Annotated in this window: 13 protein-coding genes; 5 read left to right on the top strand and 8 right to left on the bottom strand. The window is 68.6% G+C overall.

Features of this window, described 5'->3' with window-relative positions:
- Positions 1-162: 162 nt before the first annotated feature.
- Positions 163-1,635 carry an MATE family efflux transporter gene (locus MZTS_RS07120; protein WP_192282858.1) on the bottom strand — a complete coding sequence of 491 codons (1,473 nt, stop codon included), beginning with the start codon at positions 1,633-1,635 and terminating at the stop codon, positions 163-165.
- Positions 1,628-3,526 (bottom strand): monovalent cation:proton antiporter-2 (CPA2) family protein, encoded by a 1,899-nt coding sequence (locus MZTS_RS07115; protein WP_192282856.1) that lies wholly within the window; start codon positions 3,524-3,526, stop codon positions 1,628-1,630. The genes MZTS_RS07120 and MZTS_RS07115 overlap by 8 nt, the downstream gene beginning before the upstream one ends.
- Before the next feature lie 321 nt (positions 3,527-3,847).
- On the opposite strand from MZTS_RS07115, the gene ispH reads away from it, so the two are divergent.
- Together ispH and thrB are read left to right on the top strand one after the other, a co-directional pair.
- Positions 3,848-4,870: a 4-hydroxy-3-methylbut-2-enyl diphosphate reductase gene (gene ispH / locus MZTS_RS07110; RefSeq protein WP_192282854.1), complete on the top strand. Its 1,023-nt coding sequence runs from the start codon at positions 3,848-3,850 to the stop codon at positions 4,868-4,870.
- A gap of 94 nt (positions 4,871-4,964) precedes the next feature.
- Positions 4,965-5,930: a homoserine kinase gene (gene thrB, locus MZTS_RS07105; RefSeq protein ID WP_192282852.1), complete on the top strand. Its 966-nt coding sequence runs from the start codon at positions 4,965-4,967 to the stop codon at positions 5,928-5,930.
- Between the two features lie 48 nt (positions 5,931-5,978).
- On the opposite strand, the gene MZTS_RS07100 is transcribed toward thrB, so the two are convergent.
- Entirely contained in the window at positions 5,979-6,461 is a 483-nt protein-coding gene (locus MZTS_RS07100) for a peroxiredoxin (RefSeq protein WP_192282850.1), read from the bottom strand.
- Positions 6,462-6,665: 204 nt separating this feature from the next.
- On the opposite strand from MZTS_RS07100, the gene MZTS_RS07095 reads away from it, so the two are divergent.
- Complete coding sequence (locus MZTS_RS07095; protein ID WP_192282848.1) at positions 6,666-7,274, top strand: YqgE/AlgH family protein; 609 nt, start codon at positions 6,666-6,668, stop codon at positions 7,272-7,274.
- Positions 7,275-7,302: 28 nt separating this feature from the next.
- Here MZTS_RS07095 and MZTS_RS07090 read toward each other — a convergent pair whose 3' ends face one another.
- From MZTS_RS07090 to MZTS_RS07080, 3 genes are all read right to left on the bottom strand, one after another.
- Positions 7,303-8,367 (bottom strand): zinc-binding metallopeptidase family protein, encoded by a 1,065-nt coding sequence (locus MZTS_RS07090; RefSeq protein WP_192282846.1) that lies wholly within the window; start codon positions 8,365-8,367, stop codon positions 7,303-7,305.
- 179 nt (positions 8,368-8,546) lie between these two features.
- Complete coding sequence (gene alaS, locus MZTS_RS07085) at positions 8,547-11,225, bottom strand: alanine--tRNA ligase (protein WP_192282844.1); 2,679 nt, start codon at positions 11,223-11,225, stop codon at positions 8,547-8,549.
- A 93-nt stretch (positions 11,226-11,318) separates the two neighbouring features.
- Positions 11,319-12,047, bottom strand: a complete 729-nt coding sequence (locus tag MZTS_RS07080; RefSeq protein ID WP_192282842.1) for a helix-turn-helix transcriptional regulator — start codon at positions 12,045-12,047, stop codon at positions 11,319-11,321.
- 74 nt (positions 12,048-12,121) lie between these two features.
- Between MZTS_RS07080 and MZTS_RS07075 the strand changes: the two genes are divergently transcribed.
- On the top strand, positions 12,122-12,721 hold the full coding sequence (locus tag MZTS_RS07075) for a glutathione S-transferase family protein (RefSeq protein ID WP_192282840.1): 600 nt from the start codon (positions 12,122-12,124) through the stop codon (positions 12,719-12,721).
- 77 nt (positions 12,722-12,798) lie between these two features.
- Here the strand turns inward: MZTS_RS07075 and recA are convergent, their stop codons facing one another.
- Entirely contained in the window at positions 12,799-13,878 is a 1,080-nt protein-coding gene (gene recA, locus MZTS_RS07070; RefSeq protein WP_378741895.1) for a recombinase RecA, read from the bottom strand.
- 489 nt (positions 13,879-14,367) lie between these two features.
- Between recA and MZTS_RS07065 the strand changes: the two genes are divergently transcribed.
- A complete protein-coding gene (locus MZTS_RS07065) occupies positions 14,368-14,583 on the top strand; it encodes a hypothetical protein (protein WP_192282836.1) in 216 nt (71 codons plus the stop codon).
- 49 nt (positions 14,584-14,632) lie between these two features.
- Here the strand turns inward: MZTS_RS07065 and MZTS_RS07060 are convergent, their stop codons facing one another.
- Positions 14,633-14,848: a hypothetical protein gene (locus MZTS_RS07060; protein WP_009862991.1), complete on the bottom strand. Its 216-nt coding sequence runs from the start codon at positions 14,846-14,848 to the stop codon at positions 14,633-14,635.
- Positions 14,849-15,008: the final 160 nt, after the last annotated feature.

The following is a 15,008-nucleotide window of genomic DNA, read 5'->3' as shown; positions in this document are numbered from 1 at the left end:
CCCCAATCCCCGTCCCGGACGGCGCGTCCCGGTGGACCGTCGACGCTCACACCCGGAGGCTCGCCGGAACGGCCTCAAACGGTGAGTGTGTCGCATCGGCGCCGACCTGGCCAGCCGAAAGCCCGGCTACCAACCGATTTCTCCGGAAGTTCCTGCGGATCGTCACCGGGCGCTATCGAGAGCATTCCCTTGCAGCGACATGCCGCTCGACGGGGCCGCCTGCACCGCTTCGTCGGCCGCCGATCCGTCGAGGACCGGCTTCGCCTCGGGCGGCACGCCCCGCTCCAGCCGTCCGACGGCGCGGAAGGCGAGGGTGAGCCCGGTCAGGCCGAAGGCGATGGAGCCGATGCCCGTTCCGGCGATCACCCCCTCCGGGCCGTACCAGGCCGCTCCCGCCAGCGCCGGCGGGATCGTGCCGAGCGTGGCCCGGCCCCAGTTGAGCAGGGTGGAGACGAAGGGAAAGCCGAGATTGTTGAACGAGGCATTGGAGAGAAACAGGAGGCCGTTGAAGAACCAGACCGGCCCGCTCACGAGGCAGAAGAACACGAACAACTCGGCCGCCACGCCATCGAGCTCGAAGGCCCCTGCGAGCGGATGGCGGGCGAGCACGAGCAGCAGCCAGACCGTCAGAACGTAGACCGCCGTCACCAGTGCGCCGCCGCGCAGCACCGCCCGCATCCGGTCGAAGCGTCCGGCGCCCCAGTTCTGGCCGAGGATCGGACCGATCGAGCCGGACATCGCGAACAGCCCGCAGAAGGCGACCGGTGCGAGGCGGTCGATCACGACGTTGCCGGCGATCGCCGGAGGGCCGAAACCGGACAGGGCATGCGCCACGAAGGCGCGGGCGACGGAGGGCGCGAGGTTGGTGAGCACGGCGGGCAGGGCGATGCGCACCACCAGGGGCAGGTCGCCGAGGATGGCCCCGAGGCTCGGCGCCTGCAGCAGCCGGTAGCGCCGCACCCCCGCCCAGCCGACGGCGATGAAGGTCACGCGGGCGATGCAGACCGCCAGGGCCGCGCCGTCGACGCCGAGGCCGAACCCGAAGATCAGCAGCGGATCGACGAAGATGGTGACGACGGCGCCGCCGAGGGTCACAAACATCGCCTCCCGAGCCGCGCCGACCGCTCGCAACAGGCCGGTGAACAGCATGCCGGGCCCCAGCAGCAGGTTCGAGGGCAGGCTGATCCAGAGATAGCGCTTGGCCACCTCCAGGGTGTGCCCCTCGGCGCCGATCGCTCCCAGCAGCGGGTCGAGCAGAGCGAGGAGCAGCGCGGCGAGCAGGCCGGCGGCGATGAGGCCGTGGACGGTGATGGAGGTGGCGATCCGGCGGGCGCCCAGGGGATCGCCCGCGCCGATTGTCCGGGACACCAGGGCGCCGGCCGCGATCATCAGGCCGATATTGATCGCGACGGCGAAGAACTGGACGATCGAGGCGAAGCCGACGGCGGCGGTGAGGGCCGGATCGGCGAGCTTCGAGACGTAGAACAGGGACAGGAGATCGACGGCGAAGATCGCCACCAGCCCGACCGAGCCGGTGGCGCTCATCACCAGGACGTGGCGCAGGATCGAACCCGAGACGAAGCGCGCCGCGCTCGCCGCCTCGCCGGCCCTTCCGCCGGAGCGGGCCTCAGGCATCCGGCTCGGCGTCCTCGGGTTCGAGGGCGCGGGCGGCCGATTCATGGGGCTGCGACTCGATCAGGCCGCGCGTCTCGGCGCTGAGCGCCCGCGAGGGGCTCTTCGGGGCCGTGAGCGGCTCCGGCCGCACCTCCGGCGCGCCGCGCAGCCAGCCGCTGCCGTCCGGCATCGCGCCGGCCTGCTGCAGCACCAGCCGGGCGACGTCGCGCTTGCGCACATCCTCGACCCGGCGGGCCGCCGCCTCGGCGGGAAGGCCCAGGCCTTCCAGGGTGGCGCGGCCGAAGCCGAGGGCGGATTCGACGGTCTCGCGGAGCTGGAAGTCCACGTCCCGGTGCATCAGCTCGATGGCATGGGTCCGGTCGTAGGCCCGCACGTAGCTGCGCACGTTCGGGAATTCTTCGTGGACGATGTCGACGATCTTCAGGGCCGCCTGCGGGTCGTCGATGCAGACGCAGATCAGCTCCGCCTTGGCGAGACCGGAGGCGCGCAGCACGTCGAGCCGGGTGCCGTCGCCGTAATAGATGCGGAAGCCGAAACTCGTCGCGGCGCGGATCTGCTCGACGTCCTTGTCGATGACGGTGATGTTGATGCCCTCCGCCAGCAGCACCTGCGCCAGGATCTGGCCGAAGCGGCCGAAGCCGACCACCAGCACCCGGGTCTCGCCGGATTCGAGCGCCTCGCCCACGTCGGAGGGCGGCTCGGCTCCTTTCGGGCGCCGGGCGATCACGGAATCGAGCCCCTTGGCGGCGATGGGCCCCACCAGCATGGTCAGGGCGGCGAGCGCCACGCAGAAGCGGGTCACGTCCGAGCCGAGGATGTGCAGGTCGCCGGCCGCCGGCAGGATCACGAAGGCGAATTCGCCTGCCGGCGCCAGCACCGCCGCGCCGCGCAGGGCATCGAGCCAGGGCGAGCCGAACAGGCGGAACAGCCCGGCGATCAGCGCGATCTTGACCGCGATCGCCGCCACCGTCGTGGCGATGAGGACCGCCCAGTGGTTGGTGAGCAACCCGCCGTCGATCGACATGCCGACACTCATGAAGAACAGACCGAGCAGCATGCCGCGGAATGGCTCGATGTCGGCCTCCAGCTGGTGGCGGAAATTCGACTCGGCCAGCATCACGCCCGCGAGGAAGGCGCCCATGGCCATGGACAGCCCGGCCTTCTCCATGACGAGGGCGGTGCCGAGCACGACGAGGAGCGCGGCCGCGGTCATCACCTCGCGCCCGCCCGCCGCCGCGAGCAGGCGGAAGAACGGATTGAGGCCGTAGCGCCCGACGACCACCACGCCGATCACCGCCACCCCGGCGCGCGCGGTGGAGCGGAGGCCCTCGTCGAGCCAGCCGTCTTTCGGCGTAGCCCCGGCCGAGGCCAGCAGCGGCAGCAGCGCCAGGATCGCCACCACCGAGATGTCCTGAAACAGGAGCACGGCGAAGGAGCGTCCGCCATAGGCGCTGCCGAGGTCGCCCCGCTCCTCCAGTAGCTGCAGGGCCACGGCGGTGGCCGAAAGCGCGATGGCGATGCCGACCACCCCCGCGGCGGCCGGCGTCAGGCCGTAGGCGAAGGCCGCGCCCGCGATCACCAGGGCGCAGAGGGCGAGCTGGGCGGTGCCGAGGCCGAAGATGTCCCGCCGCATCGAGACCAGCCGGGAAATCTCCAGTTCGAGACCGACGATGAAGAGCAGCAGCACCACGCCGATCTCGGCGACGCTCGCGGCGGTCTCCGGCTCGGCGATCAGGGAGAAGCCCGCCGGGCCGATCACCACGCCCGCGACGAGATAGCCGAGCACCGCGCTCTGGCCGAGCAACCGCACGAGCGGCACGCCGATCACTGCCGCCGACAGGAAGGTCAGCACCGGCGGCAGAAAGCTTGCGTGGTCCGCGGCACTCGCCATGAAAGCCCGATGCCTCGCTGGTTCCGTGAAGGGGATGGCCTCCCCTTAGCCCGCCAGTCCCGTCATCGCGAGGGTGATTCGCGTGTCGTTCGTCACATGGCCGGTTACTCGGCAGGCCACTTGACCGATCACGGCGTCGGCCTCGGCCAAGGGGCGTCGAGGCCACACCGAGCCCTGCGTCGGACGCTTGAACAGATGGTGGGGGTCACGCAGCGCGCCGAATGTGCTATCTGGCGTGTAAGGACAGGTTCAAACCTGTTGCGGCTTTCGGGCTGGCCGCAGTTGACAGACCCGGCCATCCCTCTCCACATCCGCCGGATCATGAGCGCCGACACCATCAACCTGACCGCCGACCCGAACCGGGTCCCGCAGCCGGCCGTGACGGGCGAAAAGCCGCCACTGGAAATCCTGCTCTGCGCCCCCCGCGGCTTCTGCGCGGGTGTCGTCCGTGCCATCGACGTGGTGGAGCGCGCCCTCGCGATCTACGGAGCGCCGGTCTACGTGCGCCACGAGATCGTCCACAACAAATACGTGGTCGAGACGCTGAAGCGGAAGGGCGCCGTATTCGTGCGCGAGCTGGACGAGGTGCCCGATAGCGGCGCGCCGGTCATCTTCTCCGCCCACGGCGTCGCCAAGACCGTGCCGCAGAACGCCGATGCCCGCGGCCTCACCACCATCGACGCGACCTGCCCGCTGGTGACCAAGGTCCACCGCGAGGCCGAGATCCATCACAAGCGCGGGCGCCACGTCCTCCTCGTCGGCCATTCCGGCCACCCGGAAGTAGTCGGGACCATGGGCCAGCTGCCCAAGGGCTCGATCACCCTGGTCGAGGACATCGACCAGATCGACGCGCTCACCCCGCCGGCCGATCAGGAACTCGCCTGGGTGACGCAGACGACCCTGTCGATCGACGACACCAAGCACATCGTCGAGGCGCTGAAGGCGAAGTTCGCGGGCATCCACGGCCCGCACAAGGACGACATCTGCTACGCCACCACCAACCGCCAGGAGGCGGTGAAGGAGGTCGCGCCGCGGGTCGATGCGCTGATCGTGGTCGGCTCGTCGAATTCCTCGAACTCGCAGCGCCTGCGCGAAGTGGCGGAGCGCGCCGGTTGCCCGATCACCCGCCTCGTGCTGCGCGCCGAAGAGATCGACTGGGAGGCGTTCAAGGATGTGCGCCGCCTCGGCCTCACCGCCGGTGCCTCCGCGCCGGAGGTGCTGGTGGAGGAGATCATCGACGCCTTCGCCGCGCATTTCGACGTGACGGTGGATCAGGTCTCGGTCACCGTCGAGGACATGTCCTTCCCGCTGCCGCGCGAGCTGCGCAGCGAGGCCGCCGAGTAGGGCGGTCTGCGCCGGCCGCTTCGAGGCGGCCCGAACGATCCCAGGGGCGCCACCGGCGCCCCTTTCTCTTGCGCGAACCGACGAAGCGGCATCCGTGGCGGTCTACACCGACGTTTCCGACGAGGCGCTGCGCGCCTTCCTCAGCGAGTACGACCTCGGCGAACTGGTCTCCTACAAGGGGATCGCGGAGGGCGTCGAGAACTCGAACTTCTTCCTGCAGACCGGCACCGGCACCTACATCCTCACCCTCTACGAGAAGCGGGTCAGCGAGGCGGACCTGCCGTTCTTCATCAACCTGATGGGACATCTGGCGCGCGCGGGTCTCGCCTGCCCGCTGCCGGTGCGGAACCGCGCCGGCACGGCGCTCGGGCGCCTCTGCGGCCGCCCGGCGGCGATCGTGACCTTCCTGAAGGGGGTGTCCCTCAGCCATCCCAGCGCGGAGCATTGCCGCGCCCTCGGCGCCGCCCTCGCCGGGCTGCACGCCGCCGGCCGCGACTTCCCGATGGTGCGGGAGAACAACCTGTCCGTCGCCGCCTGGCGCCCGCTCTTCGCCCAGGCGGAGGCGCAGGCCGATACGGTGGCGCCCGGGCTGGCGGCGCGCACCCGCGCCGACCTCGATCTCCTCGAAGCCGCATGGCCGCAGGGCCTGCCCTCCGGCGTGATCCATGCCGACCTGTTCACCGACAACGTCTTCTTCATCGGCGACGCGGTGTCGGGCCTGATCGACTTCTACTTCGCCTGCACCGACGCCTTCGCCTACGATCTGGCGATCAGCCTCAACGCGTGGTGCTTCGATGCCGACGGCACCTTCCACCGGAACAAGGCGGGGGCGATGATCGCGGGCTACGACGCGGTGCGGAAGCTGGAGCCCGCCGAGATCGCCGCGCTGCCGGTGCTGGCGCGGGGCGCGGCCATGCGCTTCATGCTGACCCGTCTCGTCGATTGGCTGAACGTGCCGCCGGGCGCCCTGGTGCAGCCGAAGGATCCCCTCGAATACGACCGGCGGCTCAGCTTCCATCGCAAAGCGACGGATGCGCGGGATTACGGCTGGGAGGGGTAGAACCCCGCTTCGACCCTCCCCTTGCGAGGGAGGGTCGTAAAAGGACGGTCAGAGGACCTTGAGCAGGGCCTCGGCGCCGGAGATCTCCGCCTTGGACGGCGAATCCTCGACATTGAGCAGCCGCACCACGCCGTCCTCAACGAGCATGGAATAGCGTTGGGAGCGCGGCCCGAGGCCGAAACCGGAGCCGTCCATCTCGAGGCCGATTGCCTTGGCGAACTCGGCATTGCCATCGGCCAGGAACTCGATGCCCTCGGCCCCGCTCTGCTGCTGCCACGCATTGAGCACGAAGATGTCGTTGACCGAGGTCACGGCGATCGCATCGACGCCGCGGGCTAGGATCTCGTCGCGCTTGGCGACGAAGCCCGGCAGGTGGTTGCGGTGGCAGGCCGGCGTGAAGGCGCCCGGCACCCCGATCAGTACGACCCGCCGGCCCTTGAACACGTCATCGGTGGTCCGGGCCTGGGGACCGTCCGGCCCGCCTATCCGGAAGGTGACCTGGGGCAGGTGATCGCCGACCTGTATCGTCATCCGTGGTCTCCTCGCATGTGCGCTGAACCGTTAGCCTCGCCCAGGGCCCCTGTCGAGGCAGGCTCGCCCGACGCGCGGCTTTGGCTTATGGATCAATGCCTGCAGGGCGATTAGAGTGCTGTGCAGAACGCCCGGCGACGGGCTTTCCTTCTCGCGGACAGACGGGATGGCCCGCATGTCGTGAGGCTCACTCAGCACAGGCCCATGCAGAGACCCACCCCCTCGCTCAGAGATCCGGCCTATCTCGACGGCCAATTCCTCGTGGCCATGCCGGGCATCGGTGACGAGCGCTTCGCCCGCTCGGTGATCTATCTCTGCGCCCATTCGGCGGACGGGGCGATGGGCATCATCGTCAACAAGCCGCTGACCGATCTCAGCATGCCGGACCTGCTGATCCAGCTCGACATCGCCAGCGAGGACGATGCGATCCGCCTGCGCGAGCGTGTCGGCCACATGCAGGTGCTGATGGGCGGGCCGGTGGATGCGAAGCGCGGCTTCGTGCTGCACACCGCCGACTTCCACATCGATCAATCGACGCTGCAGATCGACGAGGGCGTCTGCCTGACCGCCACGGTCGAGATCCTGCGCGCCATCGCCGACGGGCGGGGCCCCTCGAACGCCGTGCTGGCGCTCGGCTATGCCGGGTGGCAGGCGGGCCAGCTCGAGAACGAGATCCTCGCCAACGGCTGGCTCAACTGCCCGGCCGACCCGGAGCTGATCTTCGATCCGGGCCTCGGCACCAAGTACGATCAGGTGCTCAAGGCGATCGGGATCGATCCTGCCATGCTTTCGGCGGATGCGGGCCGGGCCTGACCCGGCCCCGCCGACACCGACGTGCTTCCTACACCCGGCCGTGCACGAGGTCGTGCATGAAGCCGAGCTTCCTCACCACCGCCGGCGCGAGCACGAAGGGGTAGAGGTCGCCCTCGCCCATGGCTCGGCTGACGCTGTTCATGGCGAAGACGAAGGGCAGCCACGCATCGACGATCTGCTCGATGGTCTCGGCCTGATAGGGGTCGAAATCGACATGCGCGGCCAGTTCGCCCTGGACGTCGGCCTTCGGCTTCACCTGCATCCCGAAGGCGCTGGCCATCTCCAGCGTATCGACGATGTGCAGGTAATGTGCCCAGGTCTCGGCGAAATCCTCCCAGGGGTGGGTGGTGGCGTAGGCCGAGACGAAGTTCTCCTGCCAATTCGGCGGCGGCCCCTGATCGTAGTGGCGCTGCAGCGCTTCGCCGTAATCCTGAGAATCGTCGCCGAACATCGCCCGGCACGGCTCCAGCTTGCCGGCGTCGCGCACCAGGATGTCCCAGTAATGGTGGCCGACCTCGTGGCGGAAATGGCCGAGCAGGGTGCGGTAAGGTTCGCCCATGGAGGTGCGGCGCTTCTCACGCTCGGCGGGATCGGCCTCGATGAGCGCGATGGTGATGATGCCGTTCTCGTGTCCGGTCATCACCTTCGGCGCGCTGGCATCGGGCGGGTCGGCCAGGAAGTTGAAGATCAGGCCGTGCTCGGGATCCTCGGCGCGGGTCTTGAGCGGCAGGTTCCAGCGCAGCAGCGTGTAGAACAGCCGGTGCTTGGCGTGCTCCATCTCCCGCCAGCGGTGCAGATTCACCGGGTCGCTCACATCCGGCACGATGCCGTTATGGCGACAGGCGAGGCAGAAGGCGTCGGTCGTTCCGGGCGGCACCAGCCAGTTGCAGGTGTCGTGCTCGGCATTGGTGCACAAGAAGCTCGGCCGGTCCGGCGCCGCCAGCGGCGTCCAGGCATTGTTGCTGCCCGTGGGCTCCAGGGCCGAGATCCGCCCGAGCTGCGGCAGGTAGGCGAGCCGATGGCCGCAGCGCCCGCAGCTGCGGTTCTCGAAATACAGGACGTTGTCGCAGGATTGGCAGCGGAAGAGTTTCATCGGGTCACAGGCGGTTGGCCTTCCGTCCGCCGGCGGCACGGCACCGGTGCCGGGGCGCGATAAGGAACGTTCGGCCGAAGAAGGGAGGGGATCGCGGCCTACAAAGTCGCGGCCCGCCTCACCGTTCCGTGAGCGCCGACATTTTTCTCAACCGGCTTTCACGCCGGCGGCGCCTAGCCTCAGGCGGCGGCGAGCGCCTCGGTGATCGCCGCCAGCGCCGCCTCGGCGCCGGCGCCGTTCGGGCCGCCGGCTTGGGCCATGTCACGCCGCCCGCCGCCGCCCTTGCCGCCGAGATGGCCGGCGCCGGCCCGCACGAGGCCGACCGCGTCGTAGCGCTCCGTCAGATCCTCGGTGACGCCGACCACGAGCCCGGCCTTGCCGTCGGGGGCCACGCCGACGATGGCGACGATGCCCGAGCCGAGGCGGCTCTTGCCCTCGTCGGCGAGACCCTTGAGGTCGCGCATCTCCACGCCCTCGACCACTCGGGCCATCAGCTTCACGCCGTTGACCTCGCGGGCCTCGTCGCCGCCGCCGGCAGCGCCGCCCATGGCGATCTTTTTCCGCGCGTCGGTCAGCTCCTTCTCCAGCCGGCGGCGCTCCTCGATCAGAGCGGCGAGGCGGTCCGGCACGTCCGCGACCGGAGCCTTGAGCAGTCCGGCGAGCTGGCTCAGCGTGCGGCTCTCGGTGGCGCGGTGGCGGCGGGCGGCGTTGCCGGTCATCGCTTCGATGCGGCGCACGCCGGCGCCGACCGCGCTCTCGCCGAGCACGGTGATCTGGCCGATCTCACCCAGATGCGACACGTGGGTGCCGCCGCACAGCTCGATCGAGAAGTTCGGCAGGCGTCCGCCCTCGACCTCGCGGCCCTCGTCATCGACGGGGCGGCCCATGGAGACGACGCGGACCTCGTCCCCGTACTTCTCGCCGAACAGGGCGCGGGCGCCGGACTCGATCGCCTCGTCCACCGCCATCAGCTTGGTGACGACCGGCGCGTTCTGCAGCAGGACGGCGTTGGCGATCTCCTCGACGCGGTTCAGCTCCGCCTCGTCGATGGGCTTCGGATGGCTGATGTCGAAGCGCAGACGCTCGGGCGCCACCAGCGACCCCTTCTGCGCCACGTGATCGCCGAGCACCTGCCGCAGCGCCTCGTGCAGGAGGTGCGTCGCCGAGTGGTTGGCGCGGATCGCGGCGCGGCGGGCGTGATCGACCTTCATCTCCACGGCGGCGCCGACGGCAAGCGTGCCCTCCTCGACGGTGACGTGATGCACGAACAGGTCGCCGAGCTTCTTCTCGGTGTTCGTCACCCGCGCCTTGAGACCGGGACCGCTGATCGTGCCGGTATCGCCGACCTGACCGCCGGACTCGCCGTAGAACGGGGTCTGGTTGACGACGATGAGGCCGCTCTCGCCGCTCTTCAGGGCCTCGACCTCACCGCCCTCGCGCAGGGCCGCGCCGACCACGGCTTCCGCAGCCTCGGTCTCGTAGCCCAAGAATTCCGTGGCGCCGGTGCGCTCCTTGATGCCGAACCAGACCGTCTCGGTGGCGGCCTCGCCCGAGCCCTGCCACGCGGCCCGCGCCGCCTGCTTCTGGCGCTGCATCGCCGCGTCGAAAGCGGCGGTATCGACGCCGATGCCGCGCGCCTTCAGCGCGTCCTGGGTCAGGTCGAGGGGGAAGCCGTAGGTGTCGTAGAGGGTGAAGGCGGTCTCGCCGGAGAGGTTCTGGCCGGCGCTCAGGTCGCGGCTCTCCGTATCGAGGATGGCCAGCCCGCGCTCCAGGGTCTTGCGGAAGCGCCCCTCCTCCAGCCGCAGGGTCTCGGAGATCAGCGCCTCGCTGCGCACCAGCTCGGGGAAGGCCTGACCCATCTCCCGTACCAGCGCGGGAACGAGGCGGTACATCACCGGATCGCGGGCGCCGAGCAGTTCGAGGTGGCGCATGGCCCGGCGCATGATCCGCCGCAGCACGTAGCCGCGGCCCTCGTTGGACGGCAGCACGCCGTCGGCGATCAGGAACGAGGTCGAGCGCAGATGGTCGGCGATGACGCGGTAGGAGGCCCGCGTCTCCAGCGTCGGGGCACGGGAGACGGCGTGGGCCACCGCATCGATCAGCGCGCGGAACAGGTCGGTGTCGTAGTTCGAGTGGACACCCTGGAGGATGGCCGCCATCCGCTCCAGGCCCATGCCGGTATCGATCGAGGGCCGGGGCAGCGGATTGCGCACCCCCGGCTCGACCTGCTCGTATTGCATGAACACGAGGTTCCAGAATTCGAGGAAGCGGTCGCCGTCCTCGTCGGGAGAGCCGGGCGGGCCGCCGGCCAGCGTCGGGCCCTGGTCGATGAAGATCTCCGAGCATGGGCCGCAGGGGCCGGTATCGCCCATCTGCCAGAAATTGTCGGAGGTGCCGATCCGGATGATCTTGTCGTCGCCGAAGCCGGCGATCTTCTTCCACAGGCCGGCGGCCTCGTCGTCATCGGCGTAGACCGTCACCAGCAGGCGCTCGGGCGTCAGCCCGAATTCCTTGGTGATCAGCCTCCAGGCCAGTTCGATCGCATCGGCCTTGAAGTAGTCGCCGAAGGAGAAATTGCCGAGCATCTCGAAGAAGGTGTGATGCCGGGCGGTGTAGCCGACATTGTCGAGGTCGTTGTGCTTGCCGCCGGCGCGGACGCATTTCTGCGACGAGGTCGCCTTGACGTAGGGACGCTTCTCGACCCCGGTGAAGACGTTCTTGAACTGCACCATGCCGGCGTTCGTGAACATCAAGGTCGGGTCGTTCTTCGGAACCAGCGAGGACGAAGGCACCACCGCGTGCCCGGCATCCCGGAAGTAATCCAGGAAGGTCGATCGGATCTCGTTGACGCCGCTCATCGGATAGGCTCGGAAATCAAGTCGCGTCGGGGGGCCGGCTGAGGACAGCACGGCACAAGTCTCGCGCCCTCATACGGGCCGAAGCTGTGCGAGTCACGTCGGCTTGTCATGCGCAGGGCCGACTGGCTCCGGTCCCCGCCGGCCGGCCCTCAATTCGGCGAGGTAGCTGCGCAGCAGTGCGACGCGGCGCGGCCTGAAGCTGGTGCCGGTCGCCCGTACCTCGCGGATGCGATCCAGGCGGAACATGCGGTAGGCCTCGCGCAGGCAGCACCACGCCAGCAGCGTCATCTTGTTGTCGAGATAGACGATGGAGAGCGGCAGGATGGTCCGCTCGGTCACCGTGTCGTCCTTGTCGGCGTAGCGAAGGGCGAGCGCCTCCTCGCGCCAGCACCCGGCCCGGATGGTCTCCATGTCGGGAATCGTGGGGAAGCGCCGGTCGAACCGGTGGACCAGGGAGACGGCGTGGAGCAGGTGCTGTTCGGCGCGGTCCGGCAGGGTCGCGGCGACCTTGGCCAGGACGGAAGCCGCCGCCTCGGCCAGGGCCGGGTCGCCCATGTGGCGAACTTCCGCGAGCCCCAGCACCAGCGCCTCGATCTCAAGCCGGTCGAAGCTCTGCGGCGGCAGCGCGACGTCCTCGATCAGCCGGTAGCCGTAGCCGCGCTCGCCCTCGATCCGGGCTCCGGCGGCCCGCAGACTGTCGATGTCGCGATAGAGGGAGCGCAGCGACACGCCGGTCTCCGCGGCGAGCCGCGCTGCCGTGGCCGGCTGGGGCAGCATCCGCATGGTGTGCAGCAGACGGAAGAGTCGGTCGGTCCGCGCCATCGCCCAACTGACGGAAACTGGCAGGTGAGCTTGGCTATACCGTCTCCCGCCAACCCGCCAGCAGGAGGCCCCCGATGATCACCCTGTTCCACTCCCCCCGGAGCCGCTCGACCCGCATCGTCGCGCTGCTCAAGGACCTCGATGCCCTCGACGACGTGACCATTGAGGTCGTGTCGATCCCGCGCATGGACGGATCGGGCCGCCGCGATCCGCGCAATCCCCATCCCGACGGCAAGGTGCCGCTCATCGACCATGACGGCGTGCTCGTGCGGGAATCGAGCGCGATCATCCAATATCTCGCCGAGTTGTTCCCGAAGGCGGGGCTCGCCATCCCGGCCGGCCACCCGCAGCGCGGCGCCTATCTCGGCTGGCTCGCATGGTATGCCGGTGTCGTCGAGCCGGTCCTGACCTTCGAGGCGGTGGGGATCGACCACCCCGCCCTGGCCCGGACCTTCCGCACCGGCGCCGAGGTCAAGGCCCGGCTCGCCGAGACCCTGAGGGACAAGCCATACCTGCTCGGCGACCGCTTCACCGCGGCCGATCTGCTGCTGCACTCACCCTATGCCTGGTTCGGCAAACCCGGTGTGCCGGAGATCGATGCCTGGGTGGATCGCTGCATGGACCGGCCCGGCGCCCGGTTCGCGGCCGAGTTCGACGCCCAGCATCCGGCCTGATTTCCGGTCTTCAGCCAAGAAAAAGCCCGCTGCGATCGCTCGCGGCGGGCTCTTTCGTGTGTGCGGAGCGGGGAGGCTTACGCCTCGCCCTCGTCCAGATCCTCGGCGGTCGGCTTGGCGTTCTCGAGGATGCGGTCGGCGACGAGCCCGGAATTCTGGCGGATCGAAGCCTCGATCTTGGCCGCGATATCGGGATTGTCGCGCAGGAAGCCCTTGGCGTTCTCGCGCCCCTGACCGAGGCGCTGGCTGTCGTAGGAGAACCACGCGCCCGACTTCTCGACGATGCCGGCCTTCACACCGAGATCGACCAACTCGCCGACCTTCGAGACGCCCTCGCCGAACATGATGTCGAACTCGACCTGCTTGAAGGGCGGCGCGACCTTGTTCTTGACGACCTTGACGCGGACGTTGTTGCCGATGGCCTCGTCGCGGTCCTTGATCGTCGAGACGCGGCGGATGTCGAGGCGCACGGAGGCGTAGAACTTCAGCGCGTTGCCGCCGGTCGTGGTCTCGGGCGAGCCGTACATCACCCCGATCTTCATGCGGATCTGGTTGATGAAGATCACCATGCAGTTCGAGCGCGAGATCGAACCGGTGAGCTTGCGCAGGGCCTGACTCATCAGACGGGCCTGGAGGCCTGGCTGGCTCTCGCCCATCTCACCCTCGATCTCTGCGCGGGGCGTCAGCGCGGCGACCGAATCGACCACCAGCACGTCGATGGCGCCGGAGCGCACCAGCGTATCGGTGATCTCGAGCGCCTGCTCGCCGGTATCGGGCTGCGAGATCAGCAGGTCGTCGAGGTTGACGCCGAGCTTGCGCGCATAGACCGGATCGAGAGCATGCTCCGCGTCGACGAAGGCGCAGACGCCGCCTTTCTTCTGGGCCTCGGCGATCGTGTGAAGCGCCAGGGTGGTCTTGCCCGAGGATTCGGGGCCGTAGATCTCGATCACCCGGCCGCGCGGCAAGCCGCCGACGCCGAGCGCGATGTCGAGGCCCAGCGAGCCGGTCGAGACGGTCTCGACCTCCTGCACCTTGTCGGCTTTGCCGAGGCGCATGATCGAGCCTTTGCCGAAGGCCCGCTCGATCTGCGTCAGCGCAGCCTCGATCGCCTTCGACTTGTCCTTGTCCGCTGCTGCCATTGTCGAGGATTCCACCATCTTCAGCGCAGGCTGGGCCATCGCTCGGCATCCTTATGCATGGGAGGGGCACGGCGCTCAATCCGCCGCCGTCGCTGGATTTTGTACCTGTTTTGTTCTTTTGGCGCAAGGCTCGGATGCAGGCCTTCGGCTCACCCCTCGCGCTTTCTCGCCCCACGAGGCATCGACCCGTCGCGACAGCCGTCACTTTACGTTGTACGGTCGAATCCGTTATTCGCGTCGGCAAGGTCTGCTCAATGCGCCGAAGGCTCTTGCCGGTAAATAAAATTTACTCTTCGTCGATGATGGTCTCGACACCGGGCTCTTATGATAAACGATTTAAATAAGGTTTATCGATCATGAGCAAGAAAAAGCGCCAAATATGGTTGGCGTGAAGCGGCACAACCTCCTGAGGCTGCGGCCTTACAAACCATCGTGCCATTCGTCGGGCGTCGTCTAGCCGCGCGTCGCTCCCCTTCTATTTAATGAGCGCACGGTAGGGCAGCTACTATGCCGAACGACCTCGACGAACTTCGTGAAATCGAGCGGCTTCTGCGTGAAGCGGAGGCAAAATTGGAGTCCGTCGGCACGTTCCGACAACGGACGCTGCTTCAGATGGCGCTGTTCGAAGTTGGCCGCCGTGTCCGCGCATCGGGTCGGGAGGACGAGCGGCCAAAAGATGATCGGTCAACAGCCGCACCGCCGCGCGATGAGCACGGCCGCTGATAGTCCTGGCCGTGCAGGCTCTCACCATCGAAAGATTTCGGAATCGAGGTCAGGGAACACCGCGGGCGGCGCGCCACGCCTGGAAGGCCCGCTGACGCTCCTCGAAGGCGCGGCGCAGGGTGGTCCCCGCCTCGCCCCTGTAAGCGGGCAGGATCAGCTCTCCGTCGTCGATCTGGCGGCCCAAGGCCTCCGCCACCTCGTGGCGCCACTCGGCGTCCGCGATCGCGAGTTCCACATCCGTCCGAATGGTGCGTTCATCGTCCATGACAGAGGCCCGGCACCGCTCGTCACCATCGACGAATGCGCCACTTGTTTGGGTTTCCAGGGCGCATCCGCGACCAGTCAAATTAACCTACAGCATATTGACGCCCGCGTCATTTGCCTCCCAGGGGCGAATGATACGGAATCCTGTACCTGAAGGCTGG

This window comes from Methylorubrum zatmanii, from assembly GCF_014845115.1.
Taxonomy (GTDB): domain Bacteria; phylum Pseudomonadota; class Alphaproteobacteria; order Rhizobiales; family Beijerinckiaceae; genus Methylobacterium; species Methylobacterium zatmanii.
The sequence above is the reverse complement of the archived record's forward strand: the minus strand, read 5'-3'. Positions and strand labels throughout refer to the sequence as shown.